Origin of the sequence: Sphingobium yanoikuyae (assembly GCF_013001025.1) — a bacterium.
Lineage (GTDB): Bacteria > Pseudomonadota > Alphaproteobacteria > Sphingomonadales > Sphingomonadaceae > Sphingobium > Sphingobium yanoikuyae_A.
Genome location: NZ_CP053021.1, coordinates 4,456,854 through 4,474,200 on the forward strand (window position 1 = coordinate 4,456,854; position 17,347 = coordinate 4,474,200).

The 17,347-nt window shown below is 64.5% G+C and carries 21 protein-coding genes and 1 tRNA gene; 11 read left to right on the forward strand and 11 right to left on the reverse strand.

Features of this window, described 5'->3' with window-relative positions; genetic code table 11:
• Both HH800_RS21495 and HH800_RS21500 read left to right on the forward strand, forming a co-directional pair.
• Entirely contained in the window at positions 1-231 is a 231-nt protein-coding gene (locus HH800_RS21495; RefSeq protein ID WP_169862291.1) for a DUF2274 domain-containing protein, read from the forward strand.
• Positions 228-479 carry a helix-turn-helix domain-containing protein gene (locus tag HH800_RS21500; RefSeq protein WP_235681935.1) on the forward strand — a complete coding sequence of 84 codons (252 nt, stop codon included), beginning with the start codon at positions 228-230 and terminating at the stop codon, positions 477-479. Before HH800_RS21495 ends, HH800_RS21500 begins: the two co-directional genes overlap by 4 nt.
• Here HH800_RS21500 and HH800_RS21505 read toward each other — a convergent pair.
• The 4 genes from HH800_RS21505 to HH800_RS21520 all read right to left on the reverse strand — a co-directional run bounded on the left by HH800_RS21505 (position 449) and on the right by HH800_RS21520 (position 3,725).
• Positions 449-1,741, reverse strand: coding sequence for a type II toxin-antitoxin system HipA family toxin (locus HH800_RS21505; protein WP_169862293.1), 1,293 nt, complete (start codon positions 1,739-1,741; stop codon positions 449-451). The two genes, HH800_RS21500 and HH800_RS21505, sit on opposite strands and share 31 nt — an antisense overlap.
• The gene (locus HH800_RS21510; RefSeq protein WP_063976660.1) at positions 1,731-2,066 is read right to left on the reverse strand and encodes a helix-turn-helix transcriptional regulator; all 336 of its coding nucleotides are present in this window, start codon (positions 2,064-2,066) and stop codon (positions 1,731-1,733) included. The genes HH800_RS21505 and HH800_RS21510 overlap by 11 nt, the downstream gene beginning before the upstream one ends.
• Positions 2,067-2,231: 165 nt before the next feature.
• Positions 2,232-3,461: a tyrosine-type recombinase/integrase gene (locus HH800_RS21515; protein ID WP_169862294.1), complete on the reverse strand. Its 1,230-nt coding sequence runs from the start codon at positions 3,459-3,461 to the stop codon at positions 2,232-2,234.
• Between the two features lie 177 nt (positions 3,462-3,638).
• A tRNA-Leu gene (locus HH800_RS21520) sits at positions 3,639-3,725 on the reverse strand.
• Positions 3,726-3,883: 158 nt separating this feature from the next.
• Here HH800_RS21520 and HH800_RS21525 point away from each other — a divergent pair.
• The 3 genes from HH800_RS21525 (at position 3,884) to HH800_RS21535 (ending at position 5,864) form a co-directional block, all read left to right on the forward strand.
• A complete protein-coding gene (locus tag HH800_RS21525; protein ID WP_169862295.1) occupies positions 3,884-4,636 on the forward strand; it encodes an alpha/beta fold hydrolase in 753 nt (250 codons plus the stop codon).
• Positions 4,636-5,535, forward strand: a complete 900-nt coding sequence (locus tag HH800_RS21530) for a tetratricopeptide repeat protein (RefSeq protein WP_169862296.1) — start codon at positions 4,636-4,638, stop codon at positions 5,533-5,535. The genes HH800_RS21525 and HH800_RS21530 overlap by 1 nt, the downstream gene beginning before the upstream one ends.
• 107 nt (positions 5,536-5,642) lie before the next feature.
• A complete protein-coding gene (locus HH800_RS21535; protein WP_017502860.1) occupies positions 5,643-5,864 on the forward strand; it encodes a hypothetical protein in 222 nt (73 codons plus the stop codon).
• Positions 5,865-5,866: 2 nt separating this feature from the next.
• Here HH800_RS21535 and HH800_RS21540 read toward each other — a convergent pair whose 3' ends face one another.
• Positions 5,867-6,574 (reverse strand): SIMPL domain-containing protein, encoded by a 708-nt coding sequence (locus HH800_RS21540; protein WP_169862298.1) that lies wholly within the window; start codon positions 6,572-6,574, stop codon positions 5,867-5,869.
• A gap of 102 nt (positions 6,575-6,676) precedes the next feature.
• Here HH800_RS21540 and HH800_RS21545 point away from each other — a divergent pair, with 102 nt between their 5' ends.
• The 3 genes from HH800_RS21545 to HH800_RS21555 all read left to right on the forward strand — a co-directional run bounded on the left by HH800_RS21545 (position 6,677) and on the right by HH800_RS21555 (position 8,308).
• Entirely contained in the window at positions 6,677-7,111 is a 435-nt protein-coding gene (locus HH800_RS21545) for a VOC family protein (RefSeq protein WP_010337536.1), read from the forward strand.
• Between the two features lie 4 nt (positions 7,112-7,115).
• The gene (gene gloB, locus HH800_RS21550) at positions 7,116-7,838 is read left to right on the forward strand and encodes a hydroxyacylglutathione hydrolase (protein ID WP_097384959.1); all 723 of its coding nucleotides are present in this window, start codon (positions 7,116-7,118) and stop codon (positions 7,836-7,838) included.
• Positions 7,839-7,906: 68 nt separating this feature from the next.
• Complete coding sequence (locus HH800_RS21555; protein ID WP_037513228.1) at positions 7,907-8,308, forward strand: hypothetical protein; 402 nt, start codon at positions 7,907-7,909, stop codon at positions 8,306-8,308.
• Between the two features lie 16 nt (positions 8,309-8,324).
• Here HH800_RS21555 and HH800_RS21560 read toward each other — a convergent pair whose 3' ends face one another.
• The 4 genes from HH800_RS21560 to ruvA form a co-directional block, all read right to left on the reverse strand.
• Positions 8,325-10,103 carry an AMP-dependent synthetase/ligase gene (locus tag HH800_RS21560; protein ID WP_169862300.1) on the reverse strand — a complete coding sequence of 593 codons (1,779 nt, stop codon included), beginning with the start codon at positions 10,101-10,103 and terminating at the stop codon, positions 8,325-8,327.
• 177 nt (positions 10,104-10,280) lie between these two features.
• Entirely contained in the window at positions 10,281-11,303 is a 1,023-nt protein-coding gene (gene ruvB / locus HH800_RS21565; RefSeq protein ID WP_004209282.1) for a Holliday junction branch migration DNA helicase RuvB, read from the reverse strand.
• A gap of 58 nt (positions 11,304-11,361) precedes the next feature.
• A complete protein-coding gene (locus tag HH800_RS21570; RefSeq protein WP_004209283.1) occupies positions 11,362-11,667 on the reverse strand; it encodes a GIY-YIG nuclease family protein in 306 nt (101 codons plus the stop codon).
• 75 nt (positions 11,668-11,742) lie between these two features.
• Positions 11,743-12,348: a Holliday junction branch migration protein RuvA gene (gene ruvA, locus HH800_RS21575; protein WP_037513240.1), complete on the reverse strand. Its 606-nt coding sequence runs from the start codon at positions 12,346-12,348 to the stop codon at positions 11,743-11,745.
• A gap of 141 nt (positions 12,349-12,489) precedes the next feature.
• On the opposite strand from ruvA, the gene HH800_RS21580 reads away from it, so the two are divergent.
• The 3 genes from HH800_RS21580 to HH800_RS21590 are packed head-to-tail and all read left to right on the forward strand — an operon-like array spanning position 12,490 to position 15,091.
• Positions 12,490-13,065 (forward strand): hypothetical protein, encoded by a 576-nt coding sequence (locus HH800_RS21580; protein ID WP_004209285.1) that lies wholly within the window; start codon positions 12,490-12,492, stop codon positions 13,063-13,065.
• Positions 13,066-13,103: 38 nt separating this feature from the next.
• Positions 13,104-13,739, forward strand: coding sequence for a DUF1345 domain-containing protein (locus HH800_RS21585; RefSeq protein ID WP_125998806.1), 636 nt, complete (start codon positions 13,104-13,106; stop codon positions 13,737-13,739).
• A 50-nt stretch (positions 13,740-13,789) separates the two neighbouring features.
• Complete coding sequence (locus tag HH800_RS21590) at positions 13,790-15,091, forward strand: methyltransferase family protein (protein WP_169862302.1); 1,302 nt, start codon at positions 13,790-13,792, stop codon at positions 15,089-15,091.
• A gap of 18 nt (positions 15,092-15,109) precedes the next feature.
• Here HH800_RS21590 and HH800_RS21595 read toward each other — a convergent pair whose 3' ends face one another.
• Together HH800_RS21595 and HH800_RS21600 are read right to left on the reverse strand one after the other, a co-directional pair.
• Positions 15,110-16,483: a glutamate--cysteine ligase gene (locus HH800_RS21595; RefSeq protein ID WP_169862304.1), complete on the reverse strand. Its 1,374-nt coding sequence runs from the start codon at positions 16,481-16,483 to the stop codon at positions 15,110-15,112.
• A gap of 101 nt (positions 16,484-16,584) precedes the next feature.
• Positions 16,585-17,331: a 16S rRNA (uracil(1498)-N(3))-methyltransferase gene (locus tag HH800_RS21600; protein ID WP_169862306.1), complete on the reverse strand. Its 747-nt coding sequence runs from the start codon at positions 17,329-17,331 to the stop codon at positions 16,585-16,587.
• Positions 17,332-17,347 lie beyond the last annotated feature (16 nt).

Here is a 17,347-nt window from a genome sequence, read left to right on the forward strand (position 1 = left end):
ATGGCCGACCTCAAGCTGGGCAAGCTGCCCGACCGAACGCCGGTGAAACTGGCGATCACGATCACTTCCGATTTGCAGGCAGCTCTTCAGAGCTACGCTGCGATCTACGCCCAGACCTATGGCGTCGAAGAGCCGGTCGCCGATCTCGTACCAGCAATGCTGGCTGCATTCCTCGAAAGCGACCGCGTGTTCGTGCGGGAACGCGATGCGCGCGGGTGGGGTCAGAAATGATCGAGCGCGCATGGGAGAAGAAGATCGAGCCGCTGACGGTTCGGGTCTCCACCGCCGTTCGGATCACGGGCCTTAGTCGCTCACGAATCTATGAGCTTATTCAGTCCGGCGATCTCGAGACCGTCAAGGTGGGGCGCGCGACGCTGGTGCAGTATCGCAGCCTCAAGTTGCTGACGGGCAATGTTATCCCGGGCGCTGGCGAGACGGCCGACCTGCGTCAGAGTCCGGCCGGCACGCCGTCGACATAGCCCTCGAACGCATAATCGTTGAGAAACTGGCGTCGCCAGAGAAAGGCGCGATCGATCTCTCCCAACTCGGCTTCGTCGCAAACCGCGGCCCACCCGGCGATGATCTCGCTGGTCTGCCGCTCGACGATCTCGCGTGCATCCTTGTCGCTTAGCAGGAAGGATGAAGCCGAAAGGCGACAATGCTCGAGTAGGCTGCGCCGATCCTCCGCGATCACCGCCATCGCCTGATTCACTTCGCGACCGTTTCGGGCCTGCGGGCAGATGTCATAAGCAGGCGTCAGCGTGAGTGCCTTGCCGTCCCAGAGGGCAGCATGATTGCGCGCGTGATCGTCTGTGTTCCCGACGAGAACGTTGAACACCATTCGCGAGAACAGCTCGCGCAGCGTTTCGCGAGGCTCGACGAAACGCGCACGCACGATCTGCGCGAGTTCGACATAGCTCGCATAATGGGCTTGAAGCTCGGTTAGTTCCAGCATGGTGAGCGCCGACACCATGGCGTTGCGGGTCCAACCTCCCTCGATCTTCGCGCGATCAAAGCGCTGGACGAGAAGAACATCCCTGCCGTTGGCCTGCGTCCGGAGGACCGGCGCGACATTGAGGCCGACCTTTTCAGCGAGACGCATCGCCACATATTCGGATTTGACGACCGCATAGGTATCGTTCGAGGCCGAAAACTTGGCGATGAACTTCGTGCCGTCGTCCTCGATCAGCGCCTTGGGACGTGCGCCACCGATCGAGCTGCCGTGGAACAGCGCCTTTTCCAGACCGGGGGGAATGGGCTCGCCACGCTCGACATGGCCCGCCGCGTCCTGCAGCTCTTCCAGCGTCGCATTGTCCTGCTCGCGCGGCTCATACTTGTCAGCCGACCGCTGGAAGTCGAGCGCGCCGATGCGATCGGATCCGGAGTTGAGCATGAAGGTGAGTTCATCGAAATCGATATCGTTGGCTGCGGCGCCTTGCAGGCCCGTGAGACGATTGATGATGACCCGCCGCCCCCAGGCATCCGGTGCGCCATCACGAAGGCAATTGGCCATGTCGAGCGGCAGGTCAGGCGCGATCGCGCCGCGCTTGAGGTCCAGCTCCGGGGAATAGATCGGGATCGCACCATCGCGCTCCAGATAGGATCGGCCGTATGTGAATATATGGGCGTTGCCATCCCGTTCGATCCTGCCGGCGATGACGGGTTGCACTTCTCCGGGAAGCCAGATCCAGACGAATGCTTCCTTTGCCGCAGGGAGGCCGGCATCCTCTTCAGAAGTCATCGCGCGGCTCCGACCGGGGCTTGCGGACCGATTGCGGCAGCAAAGCCAGTTTGTCGTCGAGGCGCGATATTTCGGGTGCGAGCCGTGAAGGTTCATCCACGAACAGCGGCACCCCCAGCAAAGCGGCGGCTTCGAATACCAGCCCGATCTCGACCTTGGGCTGGCCTTTTTCGATCGACTGGAGCGTGCTGCGCGCGATCCCGATGCGCGCGGCAAGGTCGGTTTCGGTCATCCGGCGCTGCTTGCGCGCGAGGCGGATCGTGCGGCCCAGCAACGCCAGTGCTTCACCCGTGGTGCGCGAATATGTTCGCAGATGCTCTGCCATATTGAACTCCGATGACCGTTACATCAGGCATGAATGCTGTCCACGCCCGATATAACGGTCATTATCCCAATGCGCCTCGCTTTGCAAGCTATGACTGATATAACCGCCACGAAGGCCCTTCGTGACTTCCACAACAGCCATTAAAAGCGTCGAGTGAAAGCCACCTCATCCTACCCGCCTAGCACTCGGGAAATTGCCCTGCAACACCTTGCCCCCGTCTCGTAGGATATCGAGATAGTCGGACCAGTGCTGCATCATAACCACGCGCTCATCCCAATATTCGCCGCGTGCGTAGGCGCGCCGGACTTGATTGGTGTCCACATGTGCAAGCTGGCGCTCGATCGCATCGGGATTCCACTGGCCCATCTCGTTGAGCAGGGTAGCCGCCATCGCCCGAAAGCCATGCGCGGTCATCTCGTTGGTTGTGTAGCCAAGCTTGCGGAGGCCCTGGTTGACCGCATTCTCCGACATCGCCTTGCGCGGCTTGCCGAGGCACGGAAACAGGTATTTCCACCAGTGGGTGTGCTCGTGGAGTTCCTTGAGCATCGCGATTACCTGTCGTGACAACGGTACTCGATGCGGCCGGCGCATCTTCATCCGATCGGCCGGGATGAACCAGACCGCCTCTTCCCAGTCGATGTCGGTCCATTCGGCCTGCCTGAGTTCGCCGGGGCGGAGAAGAACATGCGGCGACAGCCGCATGGCCATGACCGTCACCTTGTGCCCGCTGTAGCCGTCGATCGCCCGGAGCAGCTTGCCGACCTCGGACGGCCTCGTGATCGCGGCGAAATGCTTGACCTTCGGCGCTGCGATAGCGCCGCGCAGATCGGCCGCCACGTCCTTGTCGCAGCGAACCGTCGCCACGCCATAGCGGAAGACGCGGCTCAGCACGCTTCGCATCCGCCGCGCGCTTTCATAGGCTCCGGTAGCCTCGACCTTCCGCAGAACCGCGAGCGCCTCGTGCGGTGTGATCTGCGCGATAGGGATGCTGCCGATCACGGGGTACGCTTTCGCAAGTAGCCACGCGATCTTTTCGATCGTCACCTTCGCAAGGCCGTCCCGCTCGCATTTGACGAGCCATTCCTCGGCCACCGCCTGGAAGGTGTTGGCCGCAGCATACTTGGCAGCGATGCGAGAGCGCTTCTTCTCCAGTGCAGGATCGATCCCGTTCGCCACGAGCTTCTTGGCATCGTCGCGCCGGACGCGGGCATCCGCCAAGCTTATGGTCGGCCACCCTCCGAGATGAAGCGTCTTCTGCTTGTCCAAGAAACGGTACTTGAAGCGCCACAGCTTCGAGCCATTTGGCCGGACGGTGAGATAGAGGCCTTGAGAATCGGAGAGGGCGTACTCCTTGTCCCTCGGCTTGGCGGCGTTGATCTGGATGTAGGTCAGCATGGTCGTTTTCCCAGCAAAGCCGGGTCGATCCGTGGACCACAAAAGAACCACCAAAGGGGGGTGGTTTCTGGTGCTCTCAGCCGGACGTCGCCGGACGGTGTCTGGCGATTCTCGGTCTAGAAATGCTGTGAAACCAGCCGCTTACTGGACTTATCTGGACGTATCCAGAGCCAGTATTGGTGCCCAGAAGAGGACTCGAACCTCCACGACCTTGCGATCGCCAGCACCTGAAGCTGGTGCGTCTACCAATTCCGCCATCTGGGCACGGGGTAGGAGTGCGCCTCTAACGGCGGCCTCCAGACCTGTCAACGCGGCAATGCGTTTTTTTTGAACTTTCACGGGAAAGGGCTATTTTTGCCGTCAAAACATGGCAATCCGGGGCCATGCCGTGCCCCGGTCCACAGCGATGGAGCCTTTGAAACTTGAACGCGCCCGAATCTTCCCTCCAATTTCTCGCGCGTGCCGACGGGTTGCGCCTCGCCTATCGCCATCGTCCGGGCCGGGGGCCGACCATCCTCTTCCTGCCGGGCTACATGTCCGACATGGAGAGCAGCAAGGCGATCGCGCTCGACGCGTGGGCGGGCGAACAGGGCAGGGCGATGCTGCGGCTCGACTATGCCGGTTGCGGCGCCAGCGATGGCCGGTTCGAGGAGGGCACGCTCGCCAGCTGGCGTGACGATGCGCTGGCCCTGATCGACGGGCTGACGCAGGGGGCGCTGCTGCTGGCCGGATCGTCGATGGGCGGCTGGCTGGCGCTGCTGATCGCGCTGGCGCGCCCGGAACGGGTCATGGGACTGGTCGGCATCGCCGCCGCGCCCGACTTCACGGAGTGGGGCTTTACCGACGCCGACAAGGCGCTGCTGGCGACCGAGGGGCGGATCGAGGAACCCACGCCCTATGGCGACCATCCCTATGTAACGACGCTGGCCTTCTGGCAGTCCGGCCAGGCGCATAGGCTGCTGGACGATGCAATCGCGATCGACTGCCCGGTCCGGCTGCTCCAGGGCCAGTGCGATACGGATGTCCCCTGGGAGATCGCGTTGCGTACGGCCGATCGGCTGCGTTCATCCGATGTGCAGACGCTGCTCATTAAGGATGGCGACCATCGCCTTTCCCGCGACGGCGACGTCGCCCTGCTGATCCGCACCGTCGCCGCTCTTCTGGACAATCGCTGATGCCCGTCATCCTCCCCCTCCTGATGTTCATGCAGGCCTATGATCCCGAGATCGAGGCGGTGATGCGCAACAGCCGCAAGAAGAAGGAGGATGCTGCAGCGGCGGCCGCCTCCGCAGCGTCGGTACAGCAGGCCGCGGCCGCCCGTTCGGCGCCCGATGCCGACGGCCGCATCCCGGTCCCGGCTAAATTTGCCGGGCCGTTCCAGGCCTGCCTCGACCAGGCGCTGGAATCGCCCGACAAGGCAATCACCTTCGCCCAGAATTGGCGGATCGACGGCGGCAGCTTCTACGCCCGCCACTGCATGGGCTTTGCCCTGTCGCGGGCGGAGCGCTGGGGGCCGGCGATCGTCGCCTTCGAACAGGCAGCTGAGGAAGCCGAGCGCGGCGGCGAGATCGTGCAGAGCGCACGCCTCTGGGGCCAGGCCGGCAATGCCGCCCTTGCCAGCGGCGACGCGAAGAAGGCGCGGGAGGATTTCGACGCGGCACTGGCGCGTGGCCTGCCCGACGGCATGGAAAAGGGCGAACTGCATCTCGATCGCGCCCGTGCGCTGGTGGCGCTGGGCGATGTCGATGGCGCGCGCGGTTCGCTCGACACCGCGCTTGCCCAGGCGCCCAAGGATCCGCTCGCCTGGCTGTTGTCGGCCACGCTGGCGCGCCGCACCGGCGAACTGTCACTGGCCCAGGCGCATATCGCTCGCGCCGTGCAATTGTCGCCCGATGATGCCTCGGTCGCGCTGGAGGAGGGCAATATCGCTGTCCTGACCGACCATGCCGACATCGCCCGCTCGGCCTGGCAGCGGGCGGTGAAGCTGGCGCCGGATGCACCGGCCGGCAAGGCAGCGGCGGAAAATCTGGGACGTCTGGAACCGGCGGCAACGGCACCCAAGCCGGCGGGCTGATTGATCAGCAAGACTTTGTCACGGAACCCTCGTCCGATCCCGCCCGTTCGCCGACCGAGCGGGATAACGGAACGGATGGTGATGATATGACTGGCAAATTTTCCCGCATGATAGCGCTTGGCCTGTTGCTGGCTGGCGCGACCTCGCTCACGGCCTGCTCGCGCGGCGCAACCCGTGGCGGCCTGATCGGTGGCGCAGGCGGCGCGGTGATCGGCAGCGCGACCGGTCTCGGCACCACCGAGGGCGCTGTCATCGGTGGCACTGCCGGCGCGATCATCGGCGACAAGAGCGACTGTTCGAAGAAGGACCGCCGCCGGGGCCGCTGCTGACCCTATTTCAGGTAGAAATCCACGGTCGTGACGACGCGCACCTTCTTGTAGGGCGTGTCGCTCGATCCGTCGCCGCCCTCGCCATCGCGCGGATCGATCGAGAAATAGCCCTGGGTCGCGCTCTTGATGCCGCCCACGCCGGACCCTGAATCCTTGGCGAACTGCTCGGCCGCCGCGCGCGCATCCCGCGTCGCCGCCGCCACCATCGGGGGTTTGAGGTCGTTGAGCCTGGTGAAGCTGTAGCGCATCCCCGATCCTTCCTGCAGCGTCACGCCGCGCCGGACCAGGTCGAACTGCTGCGCGACGGCGCGCTGGGCGCGGGCAATGTCGGTGGTGCGCAGCAGCATCCGCTGGGTGATGGTGATATTGTTGATGCCATTGTTGAGATATTGGTTCACGCCCGCGCCGACCGGGGTCAGCGCATCGGGCTTGAACCCCAGGCTGGAGAAATAGGCCTTCAGTTCCTGGGTATTGGCATCGATTTCCGCCCGTACCGTCGGCAGGTCGGTGCCGGTCGCCGAATAGCTGATCGACCAGGTGGCAAGGTCGGCGGTCACGTCCTTCTCGGCCAGGCCCCGCACCGTGACCGACCGGTCCGCCGCCCTGGCGCGCTTGAGGCCGTCACCCAGCAGGTAGCCGCCTGCGATCACGCCGATCGCCAGTACCGCCGCCGAACCCAGAAGCACCTTGTCCCGCATTTCCAGAGCCATGATCGCTTTCCTCTTCCGCCGGGCCGGTCCCGGTCCTATCTAGGGAACTATCTGCCAATCTACCGATGAACCGTTGCTTTATGGCGACGAACGGAGAAAGCCTTGCTCAAATATCTGCACACGATGATCCGCGTCACGGATCTCGACAAGACTATCGGCTTTTTCGAGCTGCTCGGCCTCAAGGAGGTCAAGCGGTTCGACAGCGAGGCGGGCCGCTTCACCCTCGTTTACCTGGCCGCGCCGGGTGACGAGGACGCGCAGGTGGAACTCACCTACAACTGGCCGCCGCAGGATGGCAGCCCGGTGGAAGTCTATGATGGCGGCCGCAATTTCGGCCATCTCGCCTATCAGGTCGACAATATCTACGAGACCTGCCAGCGGCTGATGGACGCCGGCATCACCATCAACCGCCCGCCGCGCGATGGCCACATGGCCTTCATCCGCACCCCCGACAATATCTCGGTCGAACTGCTGCAGGACGGCCGGCTCGACCCGGCCGAACCCTGGGTGTCGATGCCCAATATCGGGGCCTGGTAAGCCGATGCTGCAGGTCGTCCGCGTCCCCGTCCTCTCGGACAATTATGTCTGGCTGCTGCATGATGATGCCAGCGGCCAGACGGTCGCGGTCGACCCGTCGGTCGCCGACCCCGTGCTGGCGGCGGCTGCGGAACGCGGCTGGACCATCGACCAGATCTGGAACACCCATTGGCACCCCGATCATGTCGGCGGCAATGCCGGTATCAAGGCGGAGACCGGCTGCATCATCACCGGCCCGGCGGCCGAAGCGGCTAAGATCGACACGCTCGACCGGCAAGTGGGGGAGGGGGACAGCGTCCGCATCGGCGATCATGTCGCCATGGTGATGGCCGTTCCCGCCCATACCGCCGGCCATATCGCCTATCATCTGGCCGATGACGCGATCCTCTTCGTTGGCGACACGCTCTTTGCCATGGGCTGCGGCCGCCTGTTCGAAGGGACGGCGGCGCAGATGTTCGCCAATATGCAGCGGTTCAAGGCGCTGCCGGGCGATACCATCGTCTATTGCGCCCATGAATATACGGAGAGCAACGGCCGCTTCGCGCTGACGGTGGAGCCGGACAATGCCGCGCTTCAGGCACGCATGGCGGACGTCGTTGCAGCCCGTGCGCATGGCGAGCCGACAGTGCCCACGACGATCGCGCTGGAACGCGACACCAACATCTTCATGCGCGCGCGGGACGTCGCCCAACTGGCGGAACGGCGCGCCGGCAAGGACGCATTTTAGGCGCGGTCCTCGACGGATTCCGCGTTATCATGGCGTCCTGTTTGCAAGGACATGGATGGAGAGAGGCGATGCGCGCATGGATATGTCTGGCCCCGCTCGCGCTGGCGGCCTGCAGCGGCACTTATGAGCCCACGCCGCTGACCGAGAAGCAGGCGGCCAAGATGGACAAGGCGCTGGCCGGCCTGGTGCCGGGCGACAAGGTGACCTGCGTCAATCGCGAGCCGCAGACCAATTTCACCGTCATCAGCGGCAATACGCTGCTCTATCGGGTCAGCCGCAAGCTCATCTACAAGAATGAACTGATCGGCAGCTGTAATGGCCTGGCGAGGGGCGACACGATGATCGTGCGCACCTTCGGCTCGCAATATTGCCGGGGCGACATCACGAGCAGCGCGGATCTGACGATCGGCATTCCGACCGGCAATTGCGCGCTGGGCGATTTCATTCCCTATCGTCCGCCGGCCCCATAAGCCCGATTGGACGCGCCTACCCCTTGTAGAGCGCGTCCAGCCGGTCCTGATAGCGTTTGCGGATGACATGGCGCCGGATCTTCATCGACGGCGTCAGTTCCTCATTTTCGATCGCGAACGGCTCATCCGCCAGGATGAAGCGGCGCACCCGCTCGATCACCGACAGATCGTCATTGACCCGATCGACCGCCGCGCGCAGCGCCGCCAGATAGGTCGGATCATCGGTGATGCCCTTGATCGGCCGGCCATTGGCGGCCGCCCATTCCATCGTCCATTCCGAATCCGGCACCAGCAGGCCGACCAGATGCGGGCGACGATCGCCATAGACCATCGCCTGGCCGATCTCCGGTTGCAGCGTCAGCATGCCCTCGACTTTCTGCGGCGACACATTGTCGCCCTTGTCGTTGACGATCAGATCCTTCTTGCGGTCAGTGATGCGAATGCGGCCGCGATCGTCGATCTCGCCAATGTCGCCGGTGTGCAGCCAGCCATCCTTCAGCACCTTCTCGGTCTCGGCCGGGTTGCGCCAATAGCCGTGCATCACCAGCTCGCCGCGCACCAATATCTCGCCATCCTCGGCGATCTTGACCTCGACCCCGTCCAGCGGCGGGCCGACCGTGTCCATCGCGATGCCGGCGGCGGGGCGGTTGCAGCTGATCACCGGGCCGGCCTCGGTCTGGCCATAGCCCTGCAGCAGCATCAACCCCATCGCCTCGAAGAACAGGCCGACATCCGGGTTCAGCGGCGCGCCGCCCGACACCAGCGCCTTCATCCGCCCGCCGAAACGGGCACGAATCTTGGGGATCAGGGTGCGCGATAGCAGCGCCTTCATCGGCAGGTCGACGATCGACGACTTGCCATGCTGCTCCTTGGCGGCGATGCGTAGCGCCTGGTTGAGCAGATAGGTGGGGAATTTGCCCTGCTTCTCGATCGACTTGATGATGCGGGTGCGCAGCACCTCGAACAGGCGCGGCACCACGACCATGATGGTCGGCCGGGCTTCCTCGATATTGCTGGCCAGCTTCTCCAGCCCTTCGGCATAATAGATCTGCCCGCCCAGCAGCATCGGCAGGAACTGGCCGCCGCTATGCTCATAGGCGTGGCTCAGGGGCAGGAAGGACAGGAAAACCTCGTCGCCCCAGCCGAAATCCTCCAGCACCACCTGTCCAGCGCCTTCGACATTGGCCAGGATCGCGCCATGATGCTGCATCACGCCGCGCGGGGCGCCGCCGGTACCGCTGGTATAGATGATGCAAGCCTGGTCGCTGCGCGCGGCGGTCTGGGCCAGCGCACAGGCATCGACATCGGCCGGATGGGCGGCGATCAGGTCGGACCACAGGCGGCACGTATAATTGCCCTGCGCACCGCGGATCGGCTCCATCGGAATCACCAGGCTGACCTGCGATCGCAGCACCGCCGGCATCAGCGTCGTCGCCAGCTTGGCGGTCGACACGATCACCGCGCGTGCGCCGCTGTCGGTCAGGATATGCTGATGGTCGCGCGTCGTATTGGTGGTGTAGGTCGGCACCGTGATGCAGCCGGCCGCCATGATGGCGAGGTCGGCGATGCAGAATTCCGGGCGATTTTCGCTGACCAGCATCACCGGGTCGCCGGGCTTCAGCCCTTCCGCCTTCAGCCCGGCCGCCATCGCTGCCACCTGGCGCGCGACTTCGGCCCAGCTCAGCGACTGCCATGTCCCCTGTGTCTTGCGCCACAGGAAGGGCGCGTCGCCCTTTTCCTTGGCGCGGGCAAAGAACATGGTGACCAGATTGGGGAAACGTTCGATCGCCCTCACAGGCTCAACTCCTCTTACATCGGCGCGTCTGCCGCGCGCCTGCAGCGCCAGCTGGCTATAGCCCGGCCTTGCCGTAACGGCCATGCACAATAACCGGTTTCGGCGCATATCGCTGCGTCGAATCGGGAAAGCGCGCGCTCTAGAAAGGCTGGCCGAATGGCGCAAGCGCCAATGGGATCAGTCGAACAGCCCGTCCTGCGACCCGGCCGGGGGATTGAGGCCCAGATGTTTCCAGCCCGGCCCGTTGAGACAACGGCCCCGCGCGGTGCGGGCGATCAGCCCCAACTGGATCAGATAGGGTTCGACCACTTCCTCGATCGTGTCGCGCGCTTCGGACAGACCGGCCGCCAGCGTCTCGACCCCCACCGGCCCGCCACGATAAATGTCGGCGATCATGTGCAGATAGCGCCGGTCCATCAGGTCGAGGCCGAGATGATCGACCTCCAGCCGCTGCAGGGCGGCGTCCGCCACCTTGGCATCGACGGTCGGCGCGCCGGCGACATTTGCAAAGTCGCGCACCCGGCGCAGCAGCCGCCCGGCGATGCGCGGCGTCCCGCGCGACCGGCGGGCGATCTCGATCGCGCCGTCCGACGTGATCGCCAGGTCCAGCAGCCGCGCCGCGCGCCGGACCACCAGTTCCAGCTCGTCAACGGTATAGAATTGCAGCCGCACCGGAATGCCGAACCGATCGCGCAGCGGCGTCGTCAGCAGACCCTGGCGCGTGGTCGCGCCGACCAGGGTGAAGCGCGGCAGGTCGATGCGCACCGATCGGGCCGACGGTCCCTCGCCGATCATCAGGTCGAGCGCCCGGTCCTCCATCGCGGGATAGAGCACTTCCTCGACCGCCGGATTGAGCCGGTGAATCTCGTCGACGAACAGGACATCGCCCTCGTCCAGATTGGTGAGCAAGGCGGCCAGGTCGCCGGACTTGGCGATCACCGGGCCGGACGTGGCGCGGAAACCCACGCCCATTTCCTTGGCGACGATCTGCGCCAGCGTCGTCTTGCCAAGCCCCGGCGGGCCGAAGAACAGCACATGGTCCAGCGCCTCGCCACGGGTGCGCGCCGCCTGGATGAAGATACGCAGATTCTCGCGCGCCGCCTGCTGCCCGACAAATTCGTCGAGCGACTTGGGCCGCAGCGCCGCATCGACATCCTCCGCCCGGCGGGCCGGGGTGATCAGGCGATCCTCTTCGCTCATCAGCGGATATCACTCATTTCGTCATGCTGAACTTGTTTCAGCATCCATCCTGCCCCCGTCACGGACTTAAGGGGGGCAATCCCAATTCCATCGCCAGATCGCTCCATTGCGGATTGTCGGCTTCGATGAGATTGATTTTCCATTGGCGATGCCACCGTTTCAGCTGCTTTTCGCGAAGGATGGCCTGTTCCATCGTATCGCAGGCTTCGTAACGGACAAGCCGATGCACGCCATATCGAGCGGTAAAGCTCGGCATCCTGCTTGCGCGATGCTGCATCATCCGGCCCAGCAAGTTGGAGGTCACGCCGATGTAGAGCGTGCCGTATGGCTGACTCGCCAAAATATAGACGCACGGCTGCTTCATTGATGCCTCCGTTCGGTGCAGCCGGCGCCATGGATGCTGAAACAAGTTCAGCATGACGGCCTTGGCGGAAGGCCGTCACTTCGCCGCCTTCCGCAGCGCCAGGCGGACCAGCGCGTCAAGGCTGGCGCCGTCGCCCAGTTCCTCTTCGGCGGCCGCCACTGCGCCGCTCGCCTCGGCCGGCTTGAAGCCCAGATTCTGCAGCGCCGACAGCGCATCGGCGGCAAAGCTGCCGGTCGGCAGCGCGACCACGCCCGGCATGCCCGGCGCACCGGCCGGGGCGGCGCCGATCTTGTCCTTCAGCTCATTGACGATGCGCTGGGCCAGCTTGGGGCCGACGCCATTGGCGCGCGCGATCATCGCCTTGTCGCCCATCATGATCGCACGATGCAGCTCCAGCGGCTCCAGCGCCGACAATATCGCCAGCGCCACGCGCGATCCCACGCCCTGCACATGGGTCAGCAGCCGGTACCAGTCGCGCTCCTCGGCACGGGCAAAGCCGACCAGCCGGATCGAATCCTCGGCCACCAGCATCTCGGTATGGATGGTCACCGCTTCGCCCACCGGGCCGAGCGCCGCCAGCGTCCGCGACGACGCGCCGACCAGATAGCCGACCCCGCCGACATCGATGATGGCATGGTCGATGCCCGTGCTGTCCAGCCGTCCTTTGAGTTTCGCGATCATCGCCATTGCCCCATGGTCATGATCTGTTCTTTACAGCCTCTTGCGCCCCGCGCCAGACAAAAGCGCATGCCGGATCGGGCACCAAATGGCGGCCCGTGCGTAATGCCGGTCGATTGCCATCCGCCAGAGGACCATGAGACGATGCTGATGACCGCGCCGATGCTGACCCCGAAGGATTTCGAATTTCCCGCGATCATGCTGTCGGGCGTGGTCGACCATGGCATGTATCTGCATTTCAAGAATTGCCTGTCCACCGCGCCGCAGCAGGGGCTGGTGGTGGTGGAAATCTCCACTTTGGGTGGCGATCCGGAGATTGCGCGGATGATGGGGGAGGATATCCGCTTCCATTCGGATCTCTATCCCGAACGGCGGCTGGTCTTCCTCGGCAAGACCGCCGTCTATTCGGCCGGCGCCACCTTCATGAGCTTCTTCGCCACCGAGAACCGCTATCTGACGCGCGGCACCCGGCTGATGATCCATGAGCGGCTCATCACCAAGAATATCCATCTCGAAGGGCCGCTCTCCACCTGCATCGCGACATTGAAGGCCTCGCTGCACGAGATCGAGGCATCGATCGCGATCCAGAATGAGGGCTTCGCCAATCTCATCCTGGGATCGCAGGTGACGATGGAGGAGGTGCTGCAGCGCGCGCCGGAAAACTGGTATCTGGAAGCCAATGAGGCCGCCGCGCTCGGCCTGGTGGCGACCGTGCTCTAAACGCTTGCACGGCGGCATTTTCGGGCCTTTGATGCGCCATGGCCAAGACGCAGAAGCGATCCACCCTCTTCCCCTGGCGCTATGGCATGTTCCTCATGCTGCTGCTGTCGATCGCGCCATTGATGCTGTGGCTGCCCTGGCATGAGGCGGTGATGGGCGGGTTCGACCTTGCCGCCATCGCCTTCTGCCTCGCCGCCGTGCCGCTCATCGATTCCGATCCGGCCCAGATGCGGCGCAAGGCCGTGCTCAATGACGCGAACCGGCAACTGATGCTGCTGCTGACCGGGGTGGTGTGCATCGTCATCCTAGTCGCGGTCGGTGTCGCCGCCAGCGCGCCGGGCCATCCCGATGCGGAAAGCATCATATTGCTGCTGGCGACGCTCGTCATCGCCTGGCTCTTTTCCAACCTCGTCTATGCGATGCACTATGCCCATGCCTTCTACCTCGCCGATGAGAAGGGCAAGGATGCGGGCGGCCTGGATTTCCCGGACACGGACGAGCCGGTCTATTGGGACTTCCTCTATTTCGGCTTCACCCTGGGCATGACCTTCCAGACCTCCGACGTGTCGATCACCTCGACCGGGATGCGCCGCACGGTGACGCTCCATTGCCTCGCGGCCTTCGTCTTCAACCTCGGCATCCTCGCCTTCACCATCAACGTACTGGGCGGTTGAGGCGATGGCTTCATGGCTTGCTTACCAATATCGGCTATAAGCCCGATCCCATGAGCAAGAGCGCCGATCCCTGCCCCAAATCCGCCGTCAGCCATGGTGTCGGCATTGCCGGCCTCGTCGGCCTCGGCCTGTGGACCCTGGTGGCGCGCCATTATGGCATGAACGGTCCCAATGCGGGTCTGGCCGCGGTGGTCGCCTGTGGCATACCGATGGTGCTCTGGTCGCTGCTGGTGGACAAGGTGCATCGCAACCCCAGCACCGGCGTCGACTGGAACGCGCCGGCCCGCTCGGTCCGCAGCATGCTCGACATCAGCCTGGTGAAGATTGCGGGCCTGTGGGCCACATGGCTGGCGATTGCCGTCTGCTACTGCATTGGCCGCTGGTATTGGACCGGCAGCTATCGCTTCGCCATGGACCTGCTGATGGCGGCGGCGCCCTGGCTGCTCTTGCTGTCCATCCCCTATGTCATCTGGCTCGACCGCCGGCTGGTCGAACCGCGCGATGCCTGTTTCGCCTTCGGCCAATGGGTCATTGGCGGCGCGGCCGGCAAGGCGGACATGGCGCAGGTCGCCAATCATGCCCGCGCCTGGGCGGTGAAGGGCTTTTTCACCGCCTTCATGATCAGCATCGTGCCGGGCAATTTTTCCAGCGTCATCGACTGGCGGCTCGACGACCTGCTGCACAATCCGGTCGCGCTGACCGGTTTCCTGATCGGCATCATGTTCATGATCGACGTCTGCATGGCGACGGTCGGCTATCTGCTGACGATGAAACCGCTGGATTCGCATATTCGCACCGCCAATCCCTATCTGGGCGGCTGGCTCGCGGCTTTGCTTTGCTATCCGCCCTTCGTCATGATGGGAGCGGGCGGCCCGTTCGACTATCATGGTGGCGGCGCCGAATGGGATGTCTGGACGCGGGGCATGCCGGCGCTGCAATGGGGGCTGGGCGCCTTGCTGGTGCTGCTGACCGCCATCTATGCCTGGGCGACGGTCGTCTTCGGCATCCGCTTCTCCAACCTCACCCATCGCGGCATATTGACCCATGGGCCCTATCGCTGGACCCGTCACCCGGCCTATCTGACCAAGAATCTCTTCTGGTGGTTCTCGTCGCTGCCCTTCCTCACCACCACCGGCAGCCTGACCGACATGGTGCGCAATTGCGCGCTGCTGGGGGTCACCAACGCTGTCTATTATTGGCGGGCCAAGACGGAGGAGCAGCATCTGTCCGCCGATCCCGCCTATCAGGCCTATAGCGACTGGATGGCGCGCAATGCGCCGGTGCCGCGCTTCTTCGCCTGGGTCGTCGGCCGCAAGCCGGACGCGCCACGGGAAACCCAGCCCGCCGAATGACCGGCGGGCCGGGTAGGATCAGAAGCTTTCCTCGGCATAGACGCGGCTGACATCGCCGCCCCATTCGCCATGATAGCGGTCGAGCAGCCGCTCGGCCGGGGTCTTGCCGGTGGCGATCACTTCATCGAGGGCCGACAGATAGCCGGTCTCATTGTCGCCTGCAGCGTTGAACCGCTGACGCGCGGCCAGACCGGAGCGGGCGATATCCAGCACCTGCGGCGCAATGTCACGCAGCGTGCGCCCGCCCGACACCGGCGCGTCGAGGCCCAGCTTCGGCACGGAATCGCGCAGTATCTGCCGCTCCTCCATGCTCCAGTCCTTGACCAGATCCCAGGCGGCGTCGAGCGCGCCCTGGTCATAGAGCAGGCCGACCCACAGGGCCGGCAGCGCGCAGATGCGATTCCACGGTCCGCCGTCGGACCCGCGCATTTCCAGGAAGCTCTTGAGGCGCACTTCGGGGAAGGCGGTGGAGAGATGATCCTCCCAATCCTTCTCGGTCGGCTTCTCGCCCGGCAGCACCGACAGCTTGCCGTCCAGGAAGTCGCGGAAGGAAAGCCCCGCCGCATCGATATATTTGCCGTCGCGGTAGACGAAATACATCGGCACATCGAGCGCATAGTCGGCATAGCGCTCGTAACCAAAGCCATCCTCGAACACGAAGGGCAGCATGCCGGTGCGCTGCGGGTCGGTGTCCGACCAGATATGGCTGCGATAGGACAGGAAGCCGTTGGGCTTGCCCTCGGTGAAGGGCGAATTGGCGAACAGCGCGGTGCCGAGCGGCTGCAGCGCCAGCGAGACGCGGAACTTCTGCACCATGTCCGCCTCGCTGCCATAATCGAGGTTGGTCTGGATGGTGCAGGTGCGCAGCATCATGTCCAGGCCCATCGATCCCACGCGCGGCATGTGCCGCAGCATGATGTCGTACCGACCCTTGGGCATGATCGGCAGCTCGGCGCGGGTCTTGTCCGGCCACATGCCCAGGCCCAGGAAGCCCAGCCCCAGCATGTCGCCGACATATTTCACCTGTTCCAGATGGCGGCCGGTCTCGGCGCAGGTCTGGTGCAGATTGTCGAGCGGCGCACCGCTGAGTTCCAGCTGGCCCGCCGGTTCCAGGCTGATCGTGCCGTCGGCGCCGGACAAAGCGATGATATTGTCGCCCTCGAACACCGGGCTCCAGCCATAGCGGGTCAGGCCGATCAGCAGCGTGTGGATGCCGCCCTTTTCCTCATAGGCCGGGGCGTGATGGTCCTTCGTCGAATAGACGAATTTCTCGTGTTCGGTGCCGATCCGCCAGCGATCCTTGGGCTTGGCGCCCTTGGCAAAGGCCGCGATCAGCTGGTCGCGGCTTTCGATGACGGGATCATGTCCGCCCGAGTCTGTTCTGGTGCTCATGCCCCGCCCTTAATCTTTCCCCTTTGCGCGTCAAATCGAGGCGCGAATGCGACAGATAAGGCAGGCCTATGTCCGCTTCAATTGGTTGCGGAAGAAAACCATTAGCCCCAGTCGCCATTCACCGTCATCCAGGCCGCCGTCGCGGCGATCGCGGCCGTCTCCGCGCGCAGGATTCGCGGGCCCAGCGACACCGGCACGGCACCCGGCGTCGCCCGGATCGCCTCGCGCTCGGCCGGATCGAATCCGCCCTCCGGCCCGACCAGGAAGGCCGCCGGGCCGGGATGGGCGCGCAAGGTTTCGTCCAGCGATGCCCCACCAGTCTCGTCGGCGAAGAACAGATGTCGCTCGGCCGACCAGCCCTTCAGCAGCGCGTCGAGCTTCACCATCTCGGTCAGCTCGGGCAGGGCGGTGCGCCCGCATTGCTCGGCTGCCTCGACCAGATGGGCGTGCAGCCGGTCGAGATTGAGCTTGTCGACCACCGCTCGCCGGGTCAGCACCGGCTGCAATCGCGCGACGCCCAGTTCGCACGCCTTTTCCGCGATCAGGTCGATCCGCCCCTTCTTGATCGGCGCGCAGCACAGCCAGAAATCGGGCACCACCTCCGGCGGCTTGGTTTGCTGCACGCATTCCAGCACCAGGTCGCGCTTGCGGATATCGCGCGCCCGCGCCGCCCATTCGCCCGACTTGCCGTCGAACAGCAGCACGATATCGTCCGGCTTCACCCGCATCACGCTGATGAGGTAATGGGCGCCATTGCCGTCCACCGGCACGGCGACCCCTTCGCCCAGCAGTGTTTCGACATGCAGGCGCGGGGCGCTCTGCGGCGGCCAGGCGGGGGTAGCGGTCATTTTGTCTCGTCCATTC

What these genes read in the sequence shown, in the direction of transcription:
- HH800_RS21495 (WP_169862291.1), top strand. Translation starts at nt 1, where the DNA reads ATGGCCGACCTCAAGCTGGGCAAGCTGCCCGACCGAACGCCGGTGAAA.
- HH800_RS21500 (WP_235681935.1), top strand. Translation starts at nt 228, where the DNA reads ATGATCGAGCGCGCATGGGAGAAGAAGATCGAGCCGCTGACGGTTCGG.
- HH800_RS21505 (WP_169862293.1), bottom strand. Translation starts at nt 1,741, where the DNA reads ATGACTTCTGAAGAGGATGCCGGCCTCCCTGCGGCAAAGGAAGCATTC.
- HH800_RS21510 (WP_063976660.1), bottom strand. Translation starts at nt 2,066, where the DNA reads ATGGCAGAGCATCTGCGAACATATTCGCGCACCACGGGTGAAGCACTG.
- HH800_RS21515 (WP_169862294.1), bottom strand. Translation starts at nt 3,461, where the DNA reads ATGCTGACCTACATCCAGATCAACGCCGCCAAGCCGAGGGACAAGGAG.
- HH800_RS21530 (WP_169862296.1), top strand. Translation starts at nt 4,636, where the DNA reads ATGCCCGTCATCCTCCCCCTCCTGATGTTCATGCAGGCCTATGATCCC.
- HH800_RS21535 (WP_017502860.1), top strand. Translation starts at nt 5,643, where the DNA reads ATGATAGCGCTTGGCCTGTTGCTGGCTGGCGCGACCTCGCTCACGGCC.
- HH800_RS21540 (WP_169862298.1), bottom strand. Translation starts at nt 6,574, where the DNA reads ATGGCTCTGGAAATGCGGGACAAGGTGCTTCTGGGTTCGGCGGCGGTA.
- gloB (WP_097384959.1), top strand. Translation starts at nt 7,116, where the DNA reads ATGCTGCAGGTCGTCCGCGTCCCCGTCCTCTCGGACAATTATGTCTGG.
- HH800_RS21555 (WP_037513228.1), top strand. Translation starts at nt 7,907, where the DNA reads ATGCGCGCATGGATATGTCTGGCCCCGCTCGCGCTGGCGGCCTGCAGC.
- ruvB (WP_004209282.1), bottom strand. Translation starts at nt 11,303, where the DNA reads ATGAGCGAAGAGGATCGCCTGATCACCCCGGCCCGCCGGGCGGAGGAT.
- HH800_RS21570 (WP_004209283.1), bottom strand. Translation starts at nt 11,667, where the DNA reads ATGAAGCAGCCGTGCGTCTATATTTTGGCGAGTCAGCCATACGGCACG.
- ruvA (WP_037513240.1), bottom strand. Translation starts at nt 12,348, where the DNA reads ATGATCGCGAAACTCAAAGGACGGCTGGACAGCACGGGCATCGACCAT.
- HH800_RS21580 (WP_004209285.1), top strand. Translation starts at nt 12,490, where the DNA reads ATGCTGATGACCGCGCCGATGCTGACCCCGAAGGATTTCGAATTTCCC.
- HH800_RS21585 (WP_125998806.1), top strand. Translation starts at nt 13,104, where the DNA reads ATGGCCAAGACGCAGAAGCGATCCACCCTCTTCCCCTGGCGCTATGGC.
- HH800_RS21590 (WP_169862302.1), top strand. Translation starts at nt 13,790, where the DNA reads ATGAGCAAGAGCGCCGATCCCTGCCCCAAATCCGCCGTCAGCCATGGT.
- HH800_RS21595 (WP_169862304.1), bottom strand. Translation starts at nt 16,483, where the DNA reads ATGAGCACCAGAACAGACTCGGGCGGACATGATCCCGTCATCGAAAGC.
- HH800_RS21600 (WP_169862306.1), bottom strand. Translation starts at nt 17,331, where the DNA reads ATGACCGCTACCCCCGCCTGGCCGCCGCAGAGCGCCCCGCGCCTGCAT.